The organism is Runella salmonicolor (assembly GCF_024158025.1).
Lineage (GTDB): Bacteria > Bacteroidota > Bacteroidia > Cytophagales > Spirosomataceae > Runella > Runella salmonicolor.
On record NZ_JAMZEL010000001.1, the window covers coordinates 932,079 to 955,903 of the forward strand.

Genomic DNA, 23,825 nt, shown 5'->3' on the forward strand with positions numbered 1-23,825 from the left:
GATTACATATCATATGTAGCCAAAAGCCTGCTACCTTTGCGGCATGAATTACCTTTCAGCAGAAAATATTTCCAAGTCTTTTGGCGACAAGTGGTTGTTTAAAGACTTGACCATCGGCCTCAGTCGCGGCGACAAAATGGCCCTCATCGGCGCCAACGGAACGGGCAAAACGACATTAATGACCATCTTGGCGGGCGTTACGCCCCTTGACCAAGGCAACGTTAGCGTTCGCAAGGACATTCGCGTGGGCTATCTCGAACAAGCGCCAGATTTTGACGGACAACTTCCTGTTTTGGAAGTTTTGTTTTCAGGCAATAATCCCGTGGCAAAAGCCGTCAAAGAATACGAAGAAGCACTTTTATCGGGCGATGATAAACGATTTGCGGCCGCCATTGAAAACGTAGACTCGCTGCAAGCTTGGGATTTTGAAGCCCGCGTTAAAGAAATTTTGGGGAAACTCGGCATTCCCGACGTTTCGGTCAAAATAGGAACCATGTCGGGTGGACAACGCAAACGCGTTGCCCTGGCCAAAGTACTCATTGAAAGCCCCGATTTATTGATTCTGGATGAGCCCACCAACCACCTTGACTTGAGCATGGTGGAATGGCTCGAAAATTACCTCAACACCCAAAACACCACGCTCCTGCTCGTGACCCACGACCGGTATTTTCTGGATACCGTCTGTAACGTGATTGTGGAGTTGGACAACGGCACGCTCTTTACCTACAAAGGGAATTACGCCTATTTTCTGGAAAAGAAAGCCGAGCGCGAAGCCATCGAAGCCTCCGAAGTAGATAAAGCGCGCAACCTATACCGCAAAGAACTCGACTGGATACGCAGGCAGCCCAAAGCACGCGGAACCAAAGCTAAATACCGCGTAGACGCCTTTGAAGACACTAAAGAGAAGGCGAGTCAACGCAAGTTTGACAATCAAATAGAACTCAACGTAAAGTCGGCGCGACTGGGTAGCAAAATTGTTGAACTCCACAGCGTGGGCAAACATTTTGGCGGCAAAACCGTCGTTGACAATTTTTTATATACCTTCAAAAAAGGTGATAGAATTGGAATTGTCGGCAAAAACGGAGCAGGGAAATCTACATTGCTCAACATGATTACGGGAGAGCTACGCCCCGACAACGGCCAAGTGGTGCGTGGTGATACGGTTCAGTTTGGTTATTACAAACAAACCGACCTTGAGTACAAACCCGGTCAGCGGGTGGTAGACTGGGTAAAAGATGTGGCTGAGGTCATTCGACTCGGCACGGGCCAGACTGTTACGGCTTCGCAATACCTGAATGCCTTTCTGTTTCCCCCCCATAAGCAGGGCACACTCATCGAAAAACTCAGCGGGGGCGAAAAGCGACGCCTTCAACTGCTCCGTATTTTGATGGCCGAGCCTAATTTCTTGATTCTGGATGAGCCGACCAACGACCTCGACATCACGACCCTCAACATTCTGGAGGAGTTTTTGATGAACTTCCCGGGTTGTTTGATTATCGTTTCCCACGACCGGTATTTCTTAGACCGCCTCGTCGACCACTTGTTTGTGTTTGAAGAAAGCGGCGGCATCCGCGATTTTCCGGGAAACTATACCGATTACCGCAACTTTCTTTCTGAAAACAACGACCTAAAATCCGAGACCAAAACACAACCTGCGGTCGCACCCGTCAAGGCCGACACGCCTGCAGCGGCACCAAAACGTAAACTAAGCTACAAAGAGCAGAAAGAACTGGAAGGGCTAGATGCTGAAATGGCCGCTTTGGAGAAACAAAAACAAACTTTTATTGAGAAATTAAACGCTGGCAGTGGCTCGCACGAAGACCTCATTCATTGGGCGCATGAAATTGAAAATATCACTGCCCAAATCGAAGAAAAAGAAATGCGCTGGCTGGAGTTGAGCGAACTGGCCTGAGCACCTCCTCTGCGGCACTATTTTCAGAAAGATAATAAACAAAGCAAGACTTATTCGGTGGGTTATTTCACCGTGAGCCAGAAGTTGTGTAATTTTGAGCATGGATTCAATTACTGACTTTTTCCAATACCTCGTTAATTCTGAAGAAATTATCCGTACTGGTGGATTGGTGCTAATAACGCTCATCATTTTTGCCGAAAACGGTCTATTCTTTGCGTTCTTTTTACCGGGCGACTACCTTGTGTTTTTGGCGGGGGTTTTCTGCGCGTTGAAAATTCTGGATGTCCCTATTTTTCTACTTTTGGGATGTCTTTTTGGAGCTGCTATTATAGGCTCACTGACGGGGTATCTTACCGGTCGTTTTTTTGGCGACCGGATTCAGAATCGGCCCGATTCTATTTTTTTTAAGAAAAAGCACATCGAAACTACCCGCATTTATTTTGCAAAATACGGCAGTCGGACGCTCGTAATCAGTCGTTTTTTGCCCGTAGTACGCACTTTTGCCCCTATTTTGGCGGGATTGGTCAAAATGAAATGGCCTGGGTTTATGCTCTATAATGTGTTAGGGGCAGGATTATGGATTTTTGGATTGACGGGCGGAGGGTATTATTTTGGCGAAAAATTTCCCTGGATTATTGATTATGTTCATTATATTATCTTTTTCTTTTTGGGAATTACTACGTTCACGGTGGTGAGGGGGTATTTTAGCGCAAAAAAAGACATAAGCAGCGAGGGATAAAATGTAGTCTAAAAGAGATAAGCCGCCGTAGTACAGTTAACTTAACAAATTATGTTTTTATTCCAGATAGGTTTTTTAAACATCGAATGGGTAGACGTATTGGACATTCTACTCGTGGCGTTTTTGCTGTATCAAATCTACTACTTAGTACGGGGAAGTCTGGCGAGCCGCGTATTTTTGGGCTATTTACTGATTTATCTTTTCTATTTGGTCGTACGGGCCGTTGGCCTTGAGCTTTTGACCAAGATTCTGGAATATTTTATGGGCGTGGGCGCCGTGGCGTTGATTGTGATTTTCCAACAGGAAATTCGGCGCTTTCTGTTGTTTATCGGAAAATCAACCGCTTTTGCCAACAACCGACTTCTGGGTCGTTTTTTGCGCCAGCCTACTTCAACCGACAAAATCAACGAAATCAAACCCATCATTGAAGCCGTTCGGGCCATGGCGTCCGAATTTACGGGTGGGCTATTGATTATCAAGAAAAACGACGAGCTCGACAAATACCTCCAAACTGGCGAAGAAGTCGACAGCGTGCTCTCCAAGCGCCTTTTTCTTTCATTGTTTAACCAATACAGCCCCATGAACGATGGCGGTGTGATTGTGGCCGACGGGCGCATCAAAGCCGCACGCTGTATTTTACCCGTTTCTGACAGTGACGATTTCGGCAATTTAGGCTTTCGTCACCGGGCGGCGTTGGGCATGAGTGAAGTAACGGATGCCGCCGTCATTGTGGTCTCCGAAGAAACAGGCCGTATTTCGCTCGCCATTGAAGGAAATTTATTAAGTAATATTCCCGCTTCTGAAGTCGAAGAGCGTCTACGGAAATATCTGTTTGAGCAAAGCAGTAAAAAATAATTATTAATTCTTCATTTGTTCGGTCTTTGCTGAGTTGCCGTAGTAAGGGTACGTTTCAAAAGGCTGCATTCCCGCCGTGCGAGGGTCGGCGGTCTCTTTTCGCCATTGGTTCAATTTCATTACCAAACTCTTTTTAATGGACTGGTAGTTAGCGTTTTTGGCCAAATTATTCACTTGTTCAGGGTCTTTCTTTAAATCATACAGCTCCTCTGCTGGACGCTTGGCAAAACACAATCGGTAATGATAGGCGTACTTGGCCGAATCTTGTAAGATAACATCCTTGGTAGGCCCAGGATCAACGTCTCCGTAAGCCCCTACGGCAAAATAAGGCTGCGGGTCGCCGGCAGGCCATTGCTCTGGCGCAAGGTTTTGAATGTATAAATAATCACGGTTACGAATGGCGCGGATAGGATAACTTCGGTCGCCCTTACGCACATTGGCGTGCCGTTCGCGTTCTAGAAAAACTTCATTGCGATGATTTTGAGTTTCGTTTCTCAACAAAGGCCACAGGCTTTTACCCGACATTTCTTTGGGAATTGACAAACGGGCAGCCTCTAAAAAGGTAGGCGCAAAATCGACAAAACTTACGAAACTATTGGTAGCATGAGCTGGGATTTTGCCTTTCCAATAAACCACCAATGGTAAGTTCGTTCCCGCATCATACACATTGGCTTTGGCACGCGGAAAAGGCATTCCGTTGTCGGAAGTAACGACTATGAGAGTATTTTCCAGCTCGCCGATTTCTTCCAGTTTTTTGAGCAATAGCCCCACTTCCCGGTCAAAACGCTGTACCTCATAATAATAATCTAACACATCGTCGCGGATTTCGGGCGTATCGGGCCAGTAAGCAGGCACACGCACGTCGGCAGGGTTCATTCCCGAGGCTTTTCCCGTTCCTGCCTCATACACCCGGTGCGGGTCTTGGCTGCCAAACCAATAACAAAAAGGGCTGTTGGTGGGTCGTTTTTCCAAGAACTCATCAAAGTTTTTGTAGCTTTTACCCGCAGGGTTTTGTTCATAACCCCCGACTTTAAAATCGCCCGGCCCCCATCCTTTGCGCTCCAATCCCACATGGTAACCGTTCTGGGCCAATATTGATGCATAATTGGGCAACTTGGTTTGCAGCGTACTCCAAAGGTTTCCGCTTTCTTCGTTTTGGTGCGGATAACGCCCCGTCAGAATCGTTGCCCGGGAGGGGGTACACGACGGAGAGCCACAAAAAGCATTTGCAAAAACGACACCCTCGCGGGCCAAACGGTCAAAATTGGGCGTTTTTACGACTTTATCCCCGTAAATACCCGCGTGTTTTCCCCAGTCATCCGCAATACAAAAAAGGATATTAGGCTTTTTTTGCGCCCACAAAGAGTGCATAAACAAGCATAAGACACCCGCAAACTTTATAACTTTCATAATGAAGAGATGTGAAGTGTGGTACGGACAAAGTGTCAATAATTGCCCTTATAAATATGGTCGCTACGCTTCTGCTTAATTGGTTTGAGCGGAATTTGCAAACCATTGGTACTCTCCAACCAGCCCCAAACTTGGTCGCGCAGGTCTTTCGCAATCGCTTGGTGTTGTGGACTTCTGATGAGGTTATTGATTTCTTCAGGGTCGATTTGGAGGTCGTAAAGTTCGTTGGCATCCCACACGCCGTGGTTGAAAATGTATTTATAACGGTCGGTTCGTACCGCAAACATCGTGGGTGTTTGAGGATAATCATATTCCCAATAGTACTCATAAAATGCCCGGTCTTTCCACTCCGCTTTTTGTCCTTTCAGCAACGGCAAAAACGATTTTCCCTGCATTTGAGCGGGCGTAGCCAAACCCGCATAAGCCAAAATCGTGGGTGCAATGTCGATGTTCTGAATCACATTGGTGAGCTTGGTTTTGGGTTTTATTACCGACGGGCAACTCACCAACATCGGCACCCGCATGGATTCTTCGTAAGCGTGGCGTTTGTCAATCAGGCCGCGTTCACCAAAACTAAACCCGTTGTCGCCCATATAAATCACCAAAGTATTTTCGGCCAATCCATTGTCTTCCAAGTATTTCATCACCCGACCCACGCTTTCATCGACTCCGAGTAGGGTTTCGCAATACTGACGATAAAAATCATTGAAACTGATGGTTCCGTGGTAAAGATAATCGACTCCGTGCCAGCTATATCGCTGATTTTTGACCCAATTGGGCATATCTTTCATGTTGCCTTTGACCTCACCCGTTTCGGGGTCTTTTGCATTTTTTCCCCAAATTTTACTGGTATCGCTCTTGGTCAAGTACATTGAGGCAGGGTACTGAATCGGCATGTCTTTGTACTTGCCCGCGTGGCGTTTGGCGGGTTGAAAATCGGCGTGAACGGCCTTGTGCGAGAGGTACAAAAAGAACGGTTTGTTTTTGTCCTGCTTACCCATCCACTCAATGGCGTAGTCGGTCAGCAAATCGGTCGTATAGCCATCTTTGTGGCTTACCTGTTTGCCGTTGATGTTGAATGTGGGATTGTAATACTGCCCTTGTCCTTTAAAACTCAGCCAATAATCAAAGCCCGGTTGCGGGGCGTCGTCGGCGTTACCCATGTGCCATTTGCCCAAGAAAGCCGTTTTGTAGCCCGCCTTTTGCAGATACATCGGAAAAAATTTGGTATTGGGCGGCAAGGGCGCAAAGTTGTCAACCACCTGATGCGTGTGCGCGTATTGACCCGAAAGAATGCTCGCCCGGCTCGGCGAACAAAGGGCCGTGCTCACAAAGGCGTTTTGCACGTGCGCCCCATTGGCGGCCATTTTATCCAGGTTAGGGGTCTGTAAACCCGAGAACTTTTCCATAAAACCCATGGCATCGTAGCGGTGGTCATCGGCCAAAATGAAGATGACATTTTTGGGAGAAGCAGCAACGTTTTTGGTGTTTTTCGACGGATTAAATCCCGTCAAAGCAACGATACCAGCCGTAGCTGCGATACAAAAGAGAAAGGCTTTTTTGAACATGATAAAAGAAAGGTGAATAATCTCTTGATAATAAGCGTAACAGAAGACGCTTTTACTTAAATAATTCAGGTAGATGCACGCGGCTACTTTTGCCAGTTTACCGCGCCTGCTTTTTGAATATGCCGTCTTAGCTTTTTTTCTAGTGCGTCATAAATTGGCTTGTTGGCTTTTCTAACGTCCGTTGTTTCGAGGGAATCTTTCGACATATCGAAAAGCTGAAACGGCTCAAACGGCGTGTTTTGCAAGATTTTCCAGTTTCCCTCTCGCAAAGCGTAGTACTCTTGTCCGCCATACGCACCACCTTCCCGCCGTACCCAGAAAGTGGGCCTATCCGAGTTTGTTTTGGCCCCTCCCTTCAGCACGGATAAAAAAGACTTCCCATCTACGACGGGTGGGAGTTTCGCCCCCGCAGCTTCACAAAAGGTGGGGAGTAAATCCATGGTAAGCGCCCGAAAATCCGTTTTAGTGTTGGCGTTGATTTTATTCTTCCAAACGGCGATGGTCGGCACCCGGATTCCGCCTTCGTACATGGTCTGTTTGCCTCCTTTCCAGATACCGTTATCGGCTTCGTCCGACAGCAGGCCACCGTTATCGCTGCTGAAAACAATGAGCGTATTTTCGGCCTGCCCATTTTGGCGCAGTACCTTCATTACCTTGCCGATACTTTCATCCAGATGCTCAATCAGGGCCGTGAGTTTGGCCCGTTTTTCGGTAAGATTAGGGTTCCGTTTTTTTACTTTGTCCAACCATTCTTGGGGCGGTTGAACGGGAAAATGAGGGGCGTTGTACGCCAGATACAAAAAGAAAGGTTTCGGATTTTTCTTTTGGGTATTCAGGTAATCAATGGCCCATTGGGTAAATAAATCAGTGGCGTGGCCTTGAGGTTCAATGACCTGTCCGTTGAGCCGCATCCAGTTTTTCCCTTCGCGCAGGTGCGTGTAGTAATCATCCATCATGTCTTCCAAAAACCCGTGAAAATGCGTAAATCCCCGTTGGTTGGGGTGATTTTCGGGCTCCAGTCCCAAATGCCATTTTCCAACCATAGCGGTCTGATAGCCAGCCGTTTTCAATATCTGAGGGAGTGTGGGGGCTTGGGGCAAAAAGTACCCCCAGCTATTTTCAACGTTGCCCCGAATCACGCCAGGCACACCCACCAAATCGGGATAACGGCCCGTCATCAGGGCGGCCCGGGTAGGCGAACACACGGTTGAATTGGCGTAAAAATTCGTGAATCTCATCCCCTGTTTGGCAAGGTTGTCCAGATGGGGTGTTTGGCAATATTTTGAACCGTATACACCTACTTCGCCCCACCCCATATCGTCCACCAAAATCATGACGATGTTGGGTTTTTGTTGGGCAAAAGCCAAAGAAGAGAAAAATAAAAGAAAACAGAGACAACGAACGCAAGAAGGCAAAAGGCTCATATCGTTTTTTATGATTTACTATTGCTATAAATCACAAAAGCCGCTATTCTAACCTTCTATTCACCGCTTTTTAATAGATACTTTCTGCGCACATCATTGATTAAAAATTTTTTTTGGGCGGTGAAGCTCTCGGGATGTACTTGTGCATACAGCGTTTCCCATTCCTGAAAACGCTCCGCTTCGTGTTGGCGAAATGCCTTTATGTCAATTTTTTTGGTGATAAGGTATTGTTCAAAGGTCATTGTCTGTCAAAATGTCGTTTTTTATACAATGGAACGGGGATTGAAGCACTGGGTTTTTCTCATTCTCAAACACCATGATTACTTTCACTAACTCAAGTACTGACGTCGCCGAGGGCGGAAGTTCAGTCTTTCAAGATGATGCACCTTTACTCGATGCTTACTCCCAAACGGTGGTAAATGTAGCTAAAAAAGTCAGCAACTCGGTCGTTCAAATCAAAGTGAGCGGCAAAAAAGAACCCCGCAGCCGCAACCCAAACGAAGGTCAGGGAACCGGCTCAGGGTTTGTGATTTCGTCCGATGGGTTTGTCATCACCAACAACCACGTCGTGGCGGGTGCCACCAAAATTTCGGCACTACTACAAGACGGGCGTGAGTTTGAAGCCCAAATCATTGGGCGGGACCCCGCCACCGACATTGCCGTGTTGAAAATCTACGGAGATGCCTTAAAGGCCGTTGCATTTGGCAACTCCAAAAACCTTCAGGTAGGCCAAATCGCCATTGCCATCGGCAACCCCTACGGATTTCAATACACCGTCACGGCAGGGGTCATCAGCGCCTTGGGCCGCACGTTACGCTCGGAGTCTGGGCGTTTGATTGACGATGTCATTCAGACCGACGCTTCACTCAATCCCGGCAATTCGGGCGGGCCGTTGGTCAACTCACAGGGGGAGGTCATCGGCGTCAATACCGCCGTCATACTACCCGCGCAGGGGCTGTGTTTTGCGGTATCTTCCAACATAACGGCGCAAGTAGCCGGTCAGCTTATCATGCAGGGGCGCGTACGCAGGGGATATTTGGGGATTGCTGGGCAACTCATCAACCTCACCGACCGCATCATGCAGTACAATCAATTACAAACCAAAACGGGAATCTACATCGTGAGTGTAGAGGCCGACGGTGTGTCGTACAACTCGGAGTTCAGGGCGGGCGATATTATTGTGGGCTTTGAAGGAAACCCCGTTGGTTCGGTAGATGATTTACACAAATTGCTCACCGAAACCACCATCGGAAAACGCAGTGAAGTAACGATTTTAAGGAATAATTTGGCGAAGAAGATAAGCGTTATTCCGGGGGAGCTGAAGTAAAACCGAAAAATCAGTAATGTAAAACTGAAAAAGTTTTTCAACAATTATCCATCCTCCCTGATACCTCTTCAGGGAGGATATTTTAAGATGTTTCGACACGCTCAATGGCTTCCTGAAAATCGGTGTGCATTTGATTGAAACGCGCAAAAATGGTTTTTAGGAAGGCTTCGTCAGAAAACAGCTTATGAATATCGGCTTCGTCACCCAAAAAATCCATTTCACTAACTTTGTACGTTTGCTCGTACAAACCCGCTTCCACCTTGACGATGTACTTACCGTTCCATGTATAAAGGGCAATTTTGTAATGATCGGTGCTTGATATATCTCCTACGTAACGCATGATAGTAAGTGAAAGCGGTTACTCATAACCGCGTTTTTTTGAAGGGGAGGTTGCTTACAACCGACCTTGTTTTTCTTAGTATTGCTCGGGTATTCTATCGGGCAGAGGCCGCTGCGGCCCTGCCCCTACCTTATTCACAACCCTCTTTGCGGCGGGTGTCGATGATGCTCAGGATTTTCCAACCCGCGGCAGTTTTGACCAATTGAAACGCATTGACCCCGCAATGACTGAAATTACCTTTGTAATAAAATTTGTAGGGTGTCCAAGCCGTGGCCATTTCACCGTCGATGCGAATGTCGACCGCGCTCAGGCGTTCGTCCAAATCACCAGGGGTGGCTTTGCCAATACTTTTCAAAAATCCTTCGAAAGAATCAGAGCGTACCGTGACTTCACCAGATTTGTTTTTGGCAATCGACTCAAGGCGCGCGCCCGGCATCAACGATTGGCGTACCAAGGTCGAATCGCTCTTCTTCATTCCGTCAAACAGCTGCTGGATAGGCACTTTGACCGCCATTTCTTCGGCCGATTGGGCAAAACCGCCAACGCTACAAAAGAGCGAAATACTCAAAGTTTGGAATAACTTTTTCATAGGAAAATGAGTTTTAGGAAACAAAAGAAGCGACGCTTATTCAAACGTCGCTTCGTATTTATATCAAATGCTAAAAATCTATTTGGCAGCAGTTGCTGCTGAATCAGCCGCTGCTGGGGCCGCCGCAGGAGCCGTGGTTTCAGCCGTAGCTGCACCAAACATTTTTTCACGAATACTGTTGGTACGTAGTTCGAGTTCGGGCTTAGCCGTATATTTAATCTTGGTCTGACGAGCCGCCGAATCAGGATGCACACCGTAAACGTATTCATCGCCGGCGCGTACATCTGTTTGATCAATCTTATTGTTCTTTTGATACTTACAAGAGGCCAAAGAAACAACCAACAACAAAGCACTTATTTTCAAAAAGTTACGTTTCATCTTCAAGATTCGTTTATCAAATTTGTACAAAAATAGAGCTCAAATTTGAAATTGCCAACGTTTCTACATTTGTTTTGCAAAATTTTAATCGCATTTATGTCCTTACACTTAGACAAATTGACACCGCGCGAAATAGTCGCCGAGCTTGATAAATACATCATCGGACAACACGATGCCAAACGCAACGTGGCCATTGCCCTCCGAAACCGTTGGCGACGCATGAACAGCACGCCCGAAATGCAAAAGGAAATCATTCCCAACAACATCCTCATGATTGGGGCCACGGGGGTCGGAAAGACCGAAATTGCCCGCCGATTGGCCAAAATCGCCAATGCACCTTTCGTAAAAGTGGAAGCGTCGAAGTTTACCGAAGTGGGTTACGTGGGTCGCGATGTAGAAAGTATGGTACGGGATTTGGTAGAACAGGCGGTCAATCTGGTTAAAACTGAAAAGAAAGAAGCCGTCAAACAAAGAGCGCAGGAAATCGTCGAAGATATTATTCTGGACGTATTGATCCCTCCGATGTATCCCAACAATACCAACCAAGGTCAGCACCGCCCCAGCGTTGGATTTGCCATTACGGACGATGCTGACATGGTGCAAACACCGCCGCCGATTTCTTCCATGCCCGACCACGAGCTCAACGAACGGACACGCGGGCGTTTTCGGGAAAAGCTGCGCGCGGGCGAGCTCGAAGACCGCAAAATCGAAATCGACATGCAGGCATCGGCTGCACCCAACATCGGTGTCATGGGCGGTCCCATTGATGATATGTCGATGATGAATATCCAAGAAATGCTCGGCAATATGATGCCTAAGCGCAACAAAAAGCGCAAGGTGACCATCGCCGACGCCCGTAAGATTTTGCTCGAAGAAGAAGCCGCCAAGCTCATCGACATGGACGAGGTCAAAGAAGAGGCCATCGCTAAAGCCGAAGATTTAGGCATTATTTTTATTGATGAGATTGACAAAATCGCCAATTCAAACGGTAAAGGTGGAGGCCCTGATGTGAGCCGCGAAGGCGTGCAGCGCGATTTATTACCGATTGTGGAAGGCTCCACGGTCAACACCAAATACGGCCCCATCAAAACCGACCATATCCTGTTTGTGGCAGCGGGGGCATTTCACGTTTCGAAGCCATCTGATTTGATTCCCGAATTGCAGGGACGTTTCCCGATTCGGGTAGAATTGCAAAGCCTTACGGAAGATGATTTCTACCGGATTTTGAAAGAGCCGCGCAACTCTCTGACTCGTCAATACCACGCGCTGATGGAATCCGAAGGGGTTGAATTGACATTTAACGACGACGCCCTGCGCGAACTCGCCAAACTGGCGTTTACCATCAACTCCGACGTCGAAAACATCGGTGCGCGTCGTTTGCAAACGGTCATGAGTACCTTACTCAATGATTTTATGTACGACATTCCCGACGTTATCGGTGCCAATTCGCATGTGTTGGTCACCAAAGAATTGGTGCAACAACGTCTGTCGAGTCTGGTCAAAAACCGTGATTTGAGTCAGTATATTCTGTAGTGAATGACTATTTCTTTAGTAAATTACCTGACCTCAAATGGTTGAAATTGAAAGCTGTATAGCCTTTTGTAGAAAGATAATGGTAGAGACGCAAATCATCGGTAAGCACTACATAGTTTTGCTGCGCTAAATATTGGATAGCAGTATCGCTCAGACCAAATTTGTTAAAGCAAGTTTGGTCTGAGTGTATTATTTCCAAACTACTTGTTAGATTTTCCTCCAACAGTTCAATGATTGTTTTAAGTATGGGAAAGGTTTGTGTATCAGCCAGATTAGTTGTTTCAGCCAAGATGTGTGGGGTAATGATGACTTTATCAAATATCTCAATAAACCGAAGGAGCAATTGAAAATCCTCTTCCAAAAATTGTTGTGTCCGTTTGAATTGACTGATTTTTTTAGGGTCATAAATACCCATTAAATATAGCAAAAGCAGGTTGGTATCTATCACCAAACCTGCTTTTTTCTTTAATTCCGCTCTGGTCATTGTGCCTTGGCTAATTCTCTTATTTTCATAGAAAGCACTTCTCCTTTGTCAGAGTCTACCTTAAATATTTTATACTTTCTTACATCCCCTGCCAAAGCCGATAGAAGATTGTTTTTTTTTTGACTTTGAGGATGCGTAAAACTAAGGGTGATCAACCAAGCTTTAGTACCAAGTTGATAGTCAGAGTACTCTACTTCTTCCACCAAAACATCTTGGGCTTCATTATCAATAGAAGCTAAAAACTCTACGCTTGCTGCAACTGCCTGTTTTACATTAATCATGACTTACATATTTACAGAACAAATATAATCATAAATCACAAACCCCGCTCAATGCCCATTTCCAATCCTCTCAACTCCGCCAATCCGCGCAAACGACCGATGGCCGTGTAGCCAGGATTGGTCCTTTTGCCCGCGTTGAGGTCGTCGAGCATTTTGTGACCGTGGTCAGGTCGGAACGGCATCCGTAGGTCGGTGCGGCCTTCCTGTTTTCTACGTCTTTGTTCCAACACCAACGCTTTCATAACGCCGTACATGTCCACATTTCCTTCCAAGTGATTGGCTTCGTGAAAGTTACCTTCTTCGTCGCGCTGCGTAGCCCGTAGGTGAATGAAGTGAATGCGGTCGCCGAGGCGCTCGACCATGCCCACCAAGTCATTGTCGCCGCGCACGCCGTAGCTTCCCGTGCAGAAACACAGGCCGTTGGCCGATAAATCGGCAGCAGCTAACAATTGTTTGGCATCAGCTTCGGTACTTACCACGCGGGGCAGGCCCAAAATCGGATACGGCGGATCATCGGGGTGAATCGACAATCGAATGCCCGCATCTTGCGCTACGGGCACGATTTCGCGCAAAAATGCGTACAGATTTTCGCGTAATTCTTTGTCACCTACATATTTATACGTATCCAACACGTCCCGAAACTGCTCTACGGTGTAGCTTTCTTCAGAACCGGGCAAACCCGCGATGATGTTACGCACCAATCGTGTAACATCCGCCTCGTCGGCTTTATCAATCCACGCTTTGGCTTTTTTCTGTTGCGTTTCGGTATAGTGCGCTTCCGCCCCTACCCGTTTTAAAATATACAATTCAAAAGCGGCAAATTCATTAAAATCAAAACGCAATCCCGTAGAACCGTCGGGCATGGGGGCGTTCAAATCCGTCCGTGTCCAGTCCAAAATGGGCATAAAATTATAGCAAACGGTATCAATGCCGCAAGCCGCCAAATTGGTGAGCGATTCTTTGTAGTTGTCGATGTATTGCTTAAAATTTCCCGATGCTTTTTTGATGTCTTCATGAACGGGTACACTCTCTACCACCGACCAGCTCAAACCCGCTTCTTCGATGATAGCTTTGCGTTGTTGAATATCTTGTACCGTCCAAACCTGACCGTTCGGAATTTGGTGCAGGGCGTTTACGATGCCCGTTGCGCCGGCTTGTCTTACGTCCGACAGACTTACGGGGTCGTTGGGGCCAAACCACCGCCATGTTTGTTCTAATGCCATATTTTGATATGCAAAAGCACTGTTAATTGTTATCTGTTAATCGTTATTTATTAATTCTTTTACCCTGAATAAGTTGGCAAGCAAAAAATAAAGTCAGCAAACGAAAAAAATTACTTCACAAATTTGCTAAAAACAGCCTGCTGCTATTGTTTATGCAAATTTTGTCCTATATTTTGGCGTTTAATTCCTAAAATCTTCTTGACCTTGAAAATTGCGATTTTAAAAGAAACGAAAGCCTTTGAAAGGCGCGTTGCTATCACACCTGATATTGTTAAATCTCTTCTGAAAGCAGGTTTTACGTGCACCATTCAATCGGGCGCGGGCGAAAACTCCTCCCTTCTGAACGCAGACTACGAAAAAGCGGGCGCCACCGTCGCCGCCGACACTCAAACCCTTCTGTCCGATGCCGACGTGGTGCTGAAAGTCAACGCCCCCACGCTCGACGAAGTAGCCCAAATGCGCGAAGGTGCCGTTTCGATTTCGTTTTTGTACGCTTACACCCAGCCCGAGTTGGTCAAGGCCCTCAATGCGAAAAAGATTTCGGCTTTCAGCATGGATGCCGTACCCCGCACCACCAAAGCCCAAAGCATGGACGCGCTCAGCTCGCAGGCCAACCTCGCTGGCTACAAGGCCGTGCTGCTCGGCGCCAACGCCCTCGGTAAGATTTTTCCGCTCATGATGACCGCCGCTGGTACCATCAAACCTTCCAAGGTACTTATTTTTGGCGCGGGTGTGGCGGGCTTGCAGGCCATTGCCACCGCCAAACGCCTCGGAGCCGTCGTGGAAGTATCGGATGTACGCCCCGAAACCAAAGAACAAGTGGAATCGCTGGGGGGCAAATTCTTGAGCGTTGAAGGCATGGAGGCCAACAAGTCGGAAGGCGGCTACGCCAAAGAAGTATCGGCGGAGTTTTTGCAGAAACAACAGGACCTCATTAAACAACGCATCAAAGACGCCGACATCGTTATCACAACTGCCCTTGTGATGGGCAAAAAAGCCCCGATTCTGGTCACGGAAGAGATGGTAAAATCCATGAAGACGGGTAGTGTGATTGTGGACATGGCCGTAGAATCGGGTGGAAACTGCGCCCTGAGCGAAGCCAACAAAACCGTGGTCAAAAACGGCGTCACCATCATCGGAGAGTCTAATCTCCCCGCCTTGCTATCGACCAACGCCAGCGATTTATACGCCAAAAACATCAGCACACTTCTATTGCATTTGGCCAACAAAGACGGTTTTAAGTGGGAATTGGAAGAGGAAATCACCAAAGGCAGCCTCATCACCCACCAAGGTACTTTGGTACATGCTTTTACAAAAGGGATTCTGGAGAAGTAGTGAGGAGCGAGAAATGAGGAGTTTTTGACTTCAATCTTCCTCATCAATTACTAATCACCAGCTACCAACCACTAACCACAAATCACTAATTAAATGGATTCAATCATCACGTTTATTGGAGAAAATATCCAGCTTATTTATATCCTCATCCTCTCCATTTTTGTGGGAATTGAGGTCATTTCCAAAGTGCCGTCGGCGCTGCATACGCCGCTGATGTCGGGTGCCAATGCCATCCACGGGGTGGTGATTATCGGGGCCATCATCGTCATGGGCCACGCCGAAGCTGGCAACTGGCCCGCCTTGATTTTGGGCTTTTTGGCGGTGATTCTCGGCACGCTCAACGTCGTCGGCGGTTTCGTAGTCACGGACCGAATGTTGGAAATGTTTAAAAAGAAGAAATAAAATTTAGTTCGCAGTTAGCAGCCCACGGTAACAAGGGGAAGCGGCTGCCAACTGTTTACTGTAAACTGCACACTCACAATGCTTCAACAATACTGGTTATACCTCATTTACCTTTTGGGTTCCGTGTTTTTTATTGTAGGCTTGAAAATGCTCTCAGGCCCCAAAACCGCCCGTAACGGCAATTTTTTGGCAGCAGCGGGCATGACACTCGCCATTTTGGGCACCATCTTCATGCACAAAAATGAAGAGGGCGAGTCGATAGGCAACTACGGCTGGATTTTCGGCGGTATCGCTATCGGTACCGTGTTGGGCTGGATTTCGGCCAAGAAAGTTAAAATGACTGCCATGCCCCAAATGGTGAGCCTTTTCAACGGCATGGGCGGTGCCTGCGCAGCCCTAATTTCGCTGGTAGAATTTGGACACCTGCACGGCGATACCTCGCCCGTCACGATTCTGACCATCGTGGCTGGACTCGTCATCGGGAGCGTTTCGTTTTCGGGCAGTATTATTGCTTATGCCAAGTTGCAGGAAATTCTGAAAAAGACTTTCAAGCTTCCTGCCCAAAATATCCTGACCATCATTCTCATGGCAGGCATCGTCGGACTGAGTATTTATCTGGCCTTCGGACACGCTTCTACTGCGTTGCTGTACGTTATTTTTGCCCTGTCACTGGCTTATGGTATCCTGTTTGTGTTGCCCATCGGCGGGGCGGATATGCCCGTGGTCATTTCGCTGTTGAACTCCTTCACGGGTGTTGCGGCGGCTTTCGGCGGTTTTCTGTACGACAATCAGGTCATGCTTACGGGCGGAATTCTGGTGGGTTCGGCGGGTACGCTACTTACGATTTTGATGTGTAACGCCATGAACCGTTCTCTCACCAATGTTATCTTCGGGTCGTTTGGCGGTGGCGGTGCTACGGCAGGAGAAGCCAGCACCTTTGCGGGCGGCTCAGTAAAAAGCAGCACGCCTTCCGACATTGCCATCTTGATGAACTACGCCCAGAAAGTAATCGTAGTGCCGGGCTACGGATTGGCCGTGGCGCAGGCGCAGCACGTCATCCACGAACTGGAAGCGATTCTCGAAAAACGTGGTGTGGAAGTCAAATACGCCATTCACCCCGTAGCAGGACGGATGCCCGGCCACATGAACGTGCTCTTGGCGGAATCCAACGTAGCTTATGATAAGCTCGTGGAAATGGAAGAAATCAACGACCAGTTTGCCACCACCGACGTGGTGTTTGTGGTAGGAGCCAACGACGTGGTCAACCCTGCCGCGCGTAGCAACCCCGCCAGCCCCATCTACGGAATGCCCATTTTGAACGCCGACAAAGCCCGCACGGTGATTGTAAGCAAGCGCTCCATGGCGGCCGGCTACGCGGGCATTGACAACGAACTCTTCTACTACCCCAACTGCCTCATGCTCTTCGGCGACGCCAAAGATTCGATTACGAAAGTTGTGGCGGAATTGAAGGGAATGGATTAGTGGCTACCATCTGATGATTATTGGGCAGTACCAGTATTAGAAATTAGTGAGACATATTTTGGATTTTCACACAACAGGCAGCCCAAAAGAGCTGCCTGTTGTGTGAAAATAAATTGTTTATTTCTTAAATTCCTAATGCACCAATTTTAACGAAACTTGGAGCACTCACTTCCCTGCCAAATGCTGATTCCGGTACTCAATGGGCGTGCAGCCTTTGATTTGGCGAAATTGACGCGCAATGTTTTTGCTGTCAGCTAGCCCCATGTCCAGTGCGATTTCAAAAACCGTCATGTCGGTTTCGATGAGTTTTTGGGTAAACTTTTCGATACGCAGATTAAAAATGTATTTGTAGATGGGATAGCCTGTAATGTCCTGAAAACGCTGTTCCAAGGCTCTTCTCGATAGTGGAACCTGCTTAACAATGTCTTCCACTTGGAGGTTTTTGTCGATATTTTGGTGAATAAACTTCAACGAAGAAGCAATGTAGCGGTCGTTGGTGGCGTAAATATCGGTGGACTGCCGCGTGATGATTTGCGTGGGTTTAACGATGATGTCGTAATAGTCGGCCGTGCCGTTCTCAATCATGTGGTGTAGTAGCTTGGCCGCGTCGTAGCCGCCTTTTTCGGTGTCTTGGCCGATGCTCGACAGTGGTGGGTCCGAAAATTCACAAATCATTTCGTCGTTGTCGACGCCCAGCACTGCCACGTGTTCGGGAATACGGATATTGGACTGACGACAGGCTTCGGTGATGTGTTGACCCTGGTTATCGTCGCAAGTCATAAGCGCGATGGGCTTGGGAAGCGATTTGAGCCACTGACTCAGCGGACTGGGTTTGTAGTACCACAACTCACTCGACCGCGCCATAATGTGCTCAAAATAATGCACTTGATGCCCCGCTTTTTTGACCCGATCTTCGAAGCCATCTGCGCGCTCACGCGACCAAACGATGTCTTTGAAACCATAAAAAGCGAAGTTCTTGAATCCTTTTCGGAGAAAATACTCGGCCCCCATTTTACCCGCTTCGTAGTGGTCGCCAGTGATGTTGGGAATCTCTTTGAAGCGCTCTTTAAAATCTTGGGCAATGACGGGGATGCCTGCTTCCACGATTTTACTGATTTTGGGGTCGTTGTACAACTGCCCGATGATACCGTCGGCTTCCCATTCGAGCGCCCACTCCAAAATCCCGTCAATGCCAATTGTTTCGCGCTGAAACAACGGCATCCGACAGAAAATCCAGGGTCCGTGCTCTTTGGAATATTTAGAGATTCCTTTCAACAGTCCCTTGCTGTATTCTTCGGCAAAGTCGATGAGAAGAATGATCTTGTACATGTGTGACGGAGTAGGGTTAATTTTAGGTACACACCCGTTTCTGGAAGGAGCATTTTATCATTTGTTAACTTTCGGTTTTCAGAAACCTCGTACACAAACGCCCATAGCCTTACGAAAAAAGCTCTTTCCAACTTTTGACGGTGGCATTGGTCACGAGGGGTTTGGCCCAGAGACCGATGCTCAAAATGTACCCTAAAGTAATCATCAAAAACAACATTGCCAAGCGTAAACCGACCAATTCGGCCAATCCGCCGATAATGAGCGGCACCACCGCACCGCCCGCAATGCCTGAGCAAAGAATTCCCGAAAATGTACCGTGGTGATACGGCACCGAGTTGAGCGCCAACGACACAATGATAGACCACATGACCGATGCACAAAATCCGCTTAGCGGAAACGCATACAGCGCCGCTTGAACCGGCCCAAACAGCCCCACCAACACCGAAACAATGGCGCCCACGGTGAATAAAATCAATACCCGACGGCTATCGAAGATTTTGAGTAACACCAATCCTAAAATACAGCCAATGGTAAGTAAACCCCAAAAATAAGAAATGACCGACGCGCCTTCGGTGGCGGGGTCGATGTTGTGGTAGGTTTGGAGAAACTTAGAAGTCCAGTTGGCAATGCCCTGCTCAGTACCTACATAGCAGAAAATACCGATAAAAAACAGGAATACATAGCGGTTTTTGAGCAGGTCTTTGAAGGCATTTTCGGTATCAATTTTTTCATCTTCCTTAAGTTCCACTTCGGGGAACTTAACAAATCGAACCACGACCACCATCAGAAAAGCCACCACCGCAAACACCCAGTACAGCGACACCCATTTCAGGTCGGCGGGCACAATTTGGTTGAGCGTGTTGATGACAGCATTGGATGCCGTGCCAGCGTGTACATTTAAGACCAAATAACTGTACAACATCGGGCTCAGAAACGAAGCTCCCCCGAAAAAAAGCTGTGCCATCACCGAGTTAAAGGCAAAATTGGCCTCGCCACCCGCCACCCGCAGCAACGGATTAATCACCACTTGCAACATTGCCATGCCAATACCGATGATGAACAATGAAACCAACGCCACCGTAAATGTAGGCACCAAGGCAAACAATAATGCCCCTCCAAAAGCCATCATAAAAGCCCACAAAAGCACTTTTTTCTCCCGGTATTTTTCCACCAAAATCCCCGAAGGAATGGAGGCCACCCCGTACGCCACAAAAAAAGCAAATGGTAAAAAACCCGCAAGTCCAATACTCAGATCAAAACCAGAAACGATGTCGGGGATGATGGGCCCCAGAATGTTGCTAAGAAAGGAAATAACGAAGAATATCAGAAAAATCAGAATGACAATAAAGGTGTTGCTTTTCATGGAATGGGGTTTACAGGAATAGGAAAGACAAAGTTAATTCTTAATGCGAATGGCGCAAACGATGCAATTGGAGCCGCAAAACTGAAAAATGTAAAATAGCAAACCGCCCGACGCAGTCCCGTACAAAGTTGAAATCTATTTTTTCACAAAACCACCCTCGCGGTTTTGTATTTTTCGGTTTTACATTCTTCGCGGGGCTACCCGAGCGGTTCTATTGCTCCTAAACTTTCACCTTCAAGTCTTGCGAAACCAGCGCGGCGGCTCCCAACATTGAAATATCATCATCTTGAGATTGAAGCAGTTTGAGGCGCTTGAGCGACTGCGGATAGGCAAAATCGTTGAGCGTTTCCAACATTCCCGCCTTAAATAAAGGATAGGCTTTGGAAATCGACCCGCCCAATACAATGGCTTCTGGGTCAAATACATACATGGCGGCTTTGATTGCACACCCGATATGTACCCCAAATTCAGACCACATATTGATGGCCTTTTTGTTACCATTAAGTGCCGCTTGGCTTGCTTCGAGGGCGGTGGTGCCGTGGATAGAATCGAAGAAATTGCTACAAGCGTAGTATTCAAGGTTATGGTCGCGATAAGGAAGCAGGCCTATTTCTCCCGCCCCGCAATTGTGCCCTATATATAACTGATTATCAATGATTAATCCAGAACCAAGGCCTGTGCCGATGGTCATCCCGACAACCGAGCTGTAATTTTTGGCCACTCCGAAACGGTGCTCTCCGAGGGTAAAACAATTGACATCGTTGTTGACAAATACTGGCAGGTTGAATTCTTCTTCTAAAATATCACGCAAGGCCACTTTTTCCCATGAGGGAATATTCGCGACATTATACACGATGCCGCGTTCAACATCCACCACCGACGGCACACCGATACCAATGCTGGTGGCGGGGTAGTCGGTCAGGGGTTTAATAAGATTGATTAATTGGGTTAAAGTAGCCGATAACGAGTCCTTTTGTTGAAGGAATATGGTGTTCTGCCGAATAATCGAACCGTTTGTTTCGACGCCCGCCTTTATTTTTGTTCCTCCTAAATCTACACCTATTTTCATGTTCACTCTTTTTTAATCGTTTTCTTTTTTTCATTCCTGCGACGGGGCATATCCTGCCGCTAGTTACCTATTTATTTACCGTAAAGTTGTGGACTGTTGAAGCAATACCGACCCTCGGAATTTTGGACAGTAAATTCCGTTTACTGATGATTCTTTTGTGTTTTTTAGTTTAATCAATTCACAATCACGGTTCGGCTTCCTTTGCCAGAGGCATCAAAACTTTTCAGTTTAACGGTACCGCTTACTTTTACTGGACTTTTGTATTCTGCTGATTTTTGGGTGGGCTCGCTGCCGTCAGTAGTGTACCGAATCGTTAATCCTGGAAAGGCTACGTTGGCGTTCAGGGTGCCGTTTTCAATGAGGGCTCCCGGTAACGGTACTCGGTAATTGTAGCCGCCGTTGAGATAACTTAATCGTGGCAACTCTTTCTGGGCCAACGTATTTACAAATACATTCCAGCCCGTTTGAATGACTTTTTCTCGCGTCGTTTTATCGGCGATATTCTCCCACGGGCGCTCGGCACTCCAGGCACTTTCAGCAAATCCCATAAGCTTGGGGAGGGTATAATATTCCATCATGTCGCGGCCTTTGACGGTTTCGCTCCAGAGCTGACATTCTACGCCAATGATATTTTTGCGGGCTTCGGGTTTGAGGCGTTCCACTTTATCAAAGACCATGGGTTTGCCCATGGCGGTGGTGTAGGTGGTTTTGAACATATCGTAGGGCGCAAAGGTGTAATTGTCGCGCGTGTCTACAAACCCCGCCCAATAGAGACCGGGCTCTTTGGGGTCGTTGTTGTAGGCCAAATCAAAATAGAAATTGGTGACGTTGCAGAGCACCACAGGGTAGCCAGCATTGGCGATTCTATACCCCATGTCGGGGTCATACACGTTGTTCCAAACGTAAGGAACGACATTTTTGCCCGCAAACTCAGGGTTGACTTTCAACGTACCTTCTTTGTCTTTAATCATCGAAACTTCTTCCCAACCATGTACCTGAAGGTTGCGTTTTTGGAGTCTTGGCAACAATCGACGAATGAAATACGGATGTAGGTTGTATTCATTGCCAATACTTGGGTCTTTTTTGAGAAGTTCCTGTGCCAAAGGGGACTTCGTCCAAGCGCCTGCGGCAACTTCATCACCACCGATGTGGAAAAGGTCGAGCGTTAGCCCTGCTTCCTTGTACATTTTGATGATTTCGTCGGTGACTTTTTCGTAAAAACGATAGGTGGACTCCCGCGTTACGTCCACTACGTTGTCTTTATAGCCCTGCGCCGATAGGTACACCGATTTATCATCGGGGTCAATGAGGCGGTATTCGTTGGCTTCTTTTTCTTTGCCTTCCTTCATCAATCGCTCATAGCGCGCCTCCATGGCTTTGATGGCGGCATGGGCGTGTCCGGGCAGATTTACTTCAGGAATGATTTTGATGTGCCGTGCAGCGGCGTATTTTAGGATTTCAATAAAATCTGCTTTAGTATAAAAACCGCTACCATGTTTGCCTTTTTCGTACGCCACTGGTCCAGAACCATAGCCCGGGTGCAGGGCGGCATTCTTGTACGAGGAAATGTGTTGACGTTGTGCACCTACCTGCGTCAGTTCGGGCAAACCTTCAATCTCCAATCGCCAGCCTTCGTCTTCGGTGGTGTACAATAAAAAGTGGTTGAGTTTATAAAACGCCAGCACATCCAGCAGCCGTAAGAGGGTTTCTTTGGTCTGAAAATTTCGGCTCACGTCGAGCTGCATACTACGAAAATGAAAACGTGGAGCATCTTCGATTTGAACGTAATCCAAACCAACCGAAGCCGCTTTTTGAACAAACGCTTGGGTAGGAATCAGCGCCACCAAACTCTGTGTACCGTAAAAAACCCCCGCCGCGTCGCTGCCGACGATGGAAATACCTTTGTCGTTGATGTTCAGTTGGTAGGCTTCTTTGCTGATGCCGTTGACGGCGACTTTGCCCGTTTGCAGCGAAATCGTGTTGTCAGCAGGGGCCGCATTTTTTACCGTAAAATCGCCGCCGGTCAACTCCTTGAGACGTTGGGCGAGCAATTTGGCTTCGCTCTCCAGTCCGTTTTGGTAATGAATGGGCGTGGAGGCGGTCAAAGCAAACGTTCCTTTGCCAGACGTTACTTTCACGGGTGTCGGAATCACCTTCAACAATTGGTCGGCGCTGACTGGACTGACGCCCAAATTTTCTTTGTATTGCTGCTCATGGGTCAAAATCGGGTCTTCGTCGTTGCTTCCGCGTAGCAATTGCTCTTTTTTGGTGAAGGGCACCACAGTACAGGGGTCAAGCTGTACGATTTGTGTCTCTTTTCCTGCTTTATCATAAAATACAAAATACAAGCCCAAAGGCGCGTCGGTTTCTTTTATGATGCCTTCCGTTCCCCGATAACTCACCGTCAGCGAGTCGCCGGGGGCTAGACGAAAGCCCTTATTGGGCGTCATTTTGTACCAATCTCCGTTGATGTGTTCGAGGGTAGCGGGTTGGGGAGTCGGATGCCCCGTGAGGGGGCGCGGAGCCATGTTGAAAAATAATGCCCAATCACGGTCATTTAACGTGAGCGTTCCGTTGTTTTTTAGGTAAAATTTGGCTTCAAAGGTGTCTTTCGGCCCCACAAAATTACTGACCAATTCCCACGAAATAGCCACCTTGCCAGCTTGGTCAAACTCACCGCTTTGGGTTGATTTACAGCTGATAATCGCAAGAATTGTTGTAAAGAGAAACGCACTATGTAAAATATTACGCATAATTTGCGGGGTTAAATAGCCCTAATAAT

Annotated in this window: 22 protein-coding genes; 8 read left to right on the plus strand and 14 right to left on the minus strand. The window is 47.5% G+C overall.

All coding sequences use genetic code 11. The features are described from left to right. Positions 1–43: 43 nt before the first annotated feature. The 3 genes from NCI00_RS03900 to cdaA all read left to right on the plus strand — a co-directional run bounded on the left by NCI00_RS03900 (position 44) and on the right by cdaA (position 3,506). Positions 44–1,912 (plus strand): ABC-F family ATP-binding cassette domain-containing protein, encoded by a 1,869-nt coding sequence (locus NCI00_RS03900; RefSeq protein WP_253525218.1) that lies wholly within the window; start codon positions 44–46, stop codon positions 1,910–1,912. A 100-nt stretch (positions 1,913–2,012) separates the two neighbouring features. Further along, positions 2,013–2,651, plus strand: coding sequence for a DedA family protein (locus NCI00_RS03905; protein ID WP_166557112.1), 639 nt, complete (start codon positions 2,013–2,015; stop codon positions 2,649–2,651). A 51-nt stretch (positions 2,652–2,702) separates the two neighbouring features. Continuing rightward, positions 2,703–3,506 (plus strand): diadenylate cyclase CdaA, encoded by an 804-nt coding sequence (cdaA, locus tag NCI00_RS03910; RefSeq protein ID WP_253525221.1) that lies wholly within the window; start codon positions 2,703–2,705, stop codon positions 3,504–3,506. Positions 3,507–3,509: 3 nt separating this feature from the next. On the opposite strand, the gene NCI00_RS03915 is transcribed toward cdaA, so the two are convergent. From NCI00_RS03915 to NCI00_RS03930, 4 genes are all read right to left on the minus strand, one after another. After that, a complete protein-coding gene (locus tag NCI00_RS03915; protein WP_253525223.1) occupies positions 3,510–4,916 on the minus strand; it encodes a sulfatase family protein in 1,407 nt (468 codons plus the stop codon). Between the two features lie 35 nt (positions 4,917–4,951). After that, positions 4,952–6,484, minus strand: coding sequence for a sulfatase family protein (locus NCI00_RS03920; protein WP_253525224.1), 1,533 nt, complete (start codon positions 6,482–6,484; stop codon positions 4,952–4,954). A gap of 83 nt (positions 6,485–6,567) precedes the next feature. Next, complete coding sequence (locus NCI00_RS03925; protein ID WP_253525226.1) at positions 6,568–7,908, minus strand: sulfatase family protein; 1,341 nt, start codon at positions 7,906–7,908, stop codon at positions 6,568–6,570. A 56-nt stretch (positions 7,909–7,964) separates the two neighbouring features. Beyond that, positions 7,965–8,150 (minus strand): hypothetical protein, encoded by a 186-nt coding sequence (locus NCI00_RS03930; RefSeq protein WP_114067122.1) that lies wholly within the window; start codon positions 8,148–8,150, stop codon positions 7,965–7,967. 74 nt (positions 8,151–8,224) lie between these two features. Between NCI00_RS03930 and NCI00_RS03935 the strand changes: the two genes are divergently transcribed. Further along, a complete protein-coding gene (locus NCI00_RS03935; RefSeq protein WP_253525228.1) occupies positions 8,225–9,235 on the plus strand; it encodes a S1C family serine protease in 1,011 nt (336 codons plus the stop codon). Positions 9,236–9,317: 82 nt separating this feature from the next. On the opposite strand, the gene NCI00_RS03940 is transcribed toward NCI00_RS03935, so the two are convergent. From NCI00_RS03940 to NCI00_RS03950, 3 genes are all read right to left on the minus strand, one after another. Further along, entirely contained in the window at positions 9,318–9,575 is a 258-nt protein-coding gene (locus tag NCI00_RS03940; protein WP_253525230.1) for a hypothetical protein, read from the minus strand. 130 nt (positions 9,576–9,705) lie between these two features. Next, positions 9,706–10,164: a nuclear transport factor 2 family protein gene (locus NCI00_RS03945; RefSeq protein WP_253525232.1), complete on the minus strand. Its 459-nt coding sequence runs from the start codon at positions 10,162–10,164 to the stop codon at positions 9,706–9,708. A 78-nt stretch (positions 10,165–10,242) separates the two neighbouring features. Beyond that, positions 10,243–10,542, minus strand: a complete 300-nt coding sequence (locus NCI00_RS03950) for a hypothetical protein (RefSeq protein WP_253525234.1) — start codon at positions 10,540–10,542, stop codon at positions 10,243–10,245. A 96-nt stretch (positions 10,543–10,638) separates the two neighbouring features. Here NCI00_RS03950 and hslU point away from each other — a divergent pair, with 96 nt between their 5' ends. Beyond that, positions 10,639–12,075 (plus strand): ATP-dependent protease ATPase subunit HslU, encoded by a 1,437-nt coding sequence (gene hslU / locus NCI00_RS03955; protein WP_253525236.1) that lies wholly within the window; start codon positions 10,639–10,641, stop codon positions 12,073–12,075. Positions 12,076–12,082: 7 nt separating this feature from the next. Here hslU and NCI00_RS03960 read toward each other — a convergent pair whose 3' ends face one another. The 3 genes from NCI00_RS03960 to uxuA are packed head-to-tail and all read right to left on the minus strand — an operon-like array spanning position 12,083 to position 14,063. Continuing rightward, positions 12,083–12,559, minus strand: coding sequence for a PIN domain-containing protein (locus NCI00_RS03960; protein ID WP_253525239.1), 477 nt, complete (start codon positions 12,557–12,559; stop codon positions 12,083–12,085). Then, positions 12,556–12,840: a hypothetical protein gene (locus tag NCI00_RS03965; protein WP_253525242.1), complete on the minus strand. Its 285-nt coding sequence runs from the start codon at positions 12,838–12,840 to the stop codon at positions 12,556–12,558. Before NCI00_RS03965 ends, NCI00_RS03960 begins: the two co-directional genes overlap by 4 nt. A gap of 35 nt (positions 12,841–12,875) precedes the next feature. Further along, a complete protein-coding gene (gene uxuA / locus NCI00_RS03970; protein ID WP_253525244.1) occupies positions 12,876–14,063 on the minus strand; it encodes a mannonate dehydratase in 1,188 nt (395 codons plus the stop codon). Positions 14,064–14,267: 204 nt separating this feature from the next. On the opposite strand from uxuA, the gene NCI00_RS03975 reads away from it, so the two are divergent. From NCI00_RS03975 to NCI00_RS03985, 3 genes are all read left to right on the plus strand, one after another. Continuing rightward, entirely contained in the window at positions 14,268–15,398 is a 1,131-nt protein-coding gene (locus NCI00_RS03975; RefSeq protein ID WP_253525246.1) for a Re/Si-specific NAD(P)(+) transhydrogenase subunit alpha, read from the plus strand. A gap of 93 nt (positions 15,399–15,491) precedes the next feature. Continuing rightward, on the plus strand, positions 15,492–15,800 hold the full coding sequence (locus NCI00_RS03980; RefSeq protein ID WP_013928540.1) for an NAD(P) transhydrogenase subunit alpha part 2: 309 nt from the start codon (positions 15,492–15,494) through the stop codon (positions 15,798–15,800). A gap of 78 nt (positions 15,801–15,878) precedes the next feature. Then, entirely contained in the window at positions 15,879–17,282 is a 1,404-nt protein-coding gene (locus NCI00_RS03985) for an NAD(P)(+) transhydrogenase (Re/Si-specific) subunit beta (protein ID WP_253525248.1), read from the plus strand. 165 nt (positions 17,283–17,447) lie between these two features. On the opposite strand, the gene NCI00_RS03990 is transcribed toward NCI00_RS03985, so the two are convergent. The 4 genes from NCI00_RS03990 to NCI00_RS04005 form a co-directional block, all read right to left on the minus strand. After that, the gene (locus tag NCI00_RS03990; RefSeq protein ID WP_253525250.1) at positions 17,448–18,611 is read right to left on the minus strand and encodes a DNA-binding transcriptional regulator; all 1,164 of its coding nucleotides are present in this window, start codon (positions 18,609–18,611) and stop codon (positions 17,448–17,450) included. Positions 18,612–18,720: 109 nt separating this feature from the next. Beyond that, the gene (locus NCI00_RS03995) at positions 18,721–19,974 is read right to left on the minus strand and encodes a sugar MFS transporter (protein WP_253525252.1); all 1,254 of its coding nucleotides are present in this window, start codon (positions 19,972–19,974) and stop codon (positions 18,721–18,723) included. 220 nt (positions 19,975–20,194) lie between these two features. Then, on the minus strand, positions 20,195–21,043 hold the full coding sequence (locus NCI00_RS04000; RefSeq protein WP_253525254.1) for an ROK family protein: 849 nt from the start codon (positions 21,041–21,043) through the stop codon (positions 20,195–20,197). A gap of 173 nt (positions 21,044–21,216) precedes the next feature. Next, positions 21,217–23,796 carry a family 20 glycosylhydrolase gene (locus NCI00_RS04005; protein ID WP_253525256.1) on the minus strand — a complete coding sequence of 860 codons (2,580 nt, stop codon included), beginning with the start codon at positions 23,794–23,796 and terminating at the stop codon, positions 21,217–21,219. Positions 23,797–23,825: the final 29 nt, after the last annotated feature.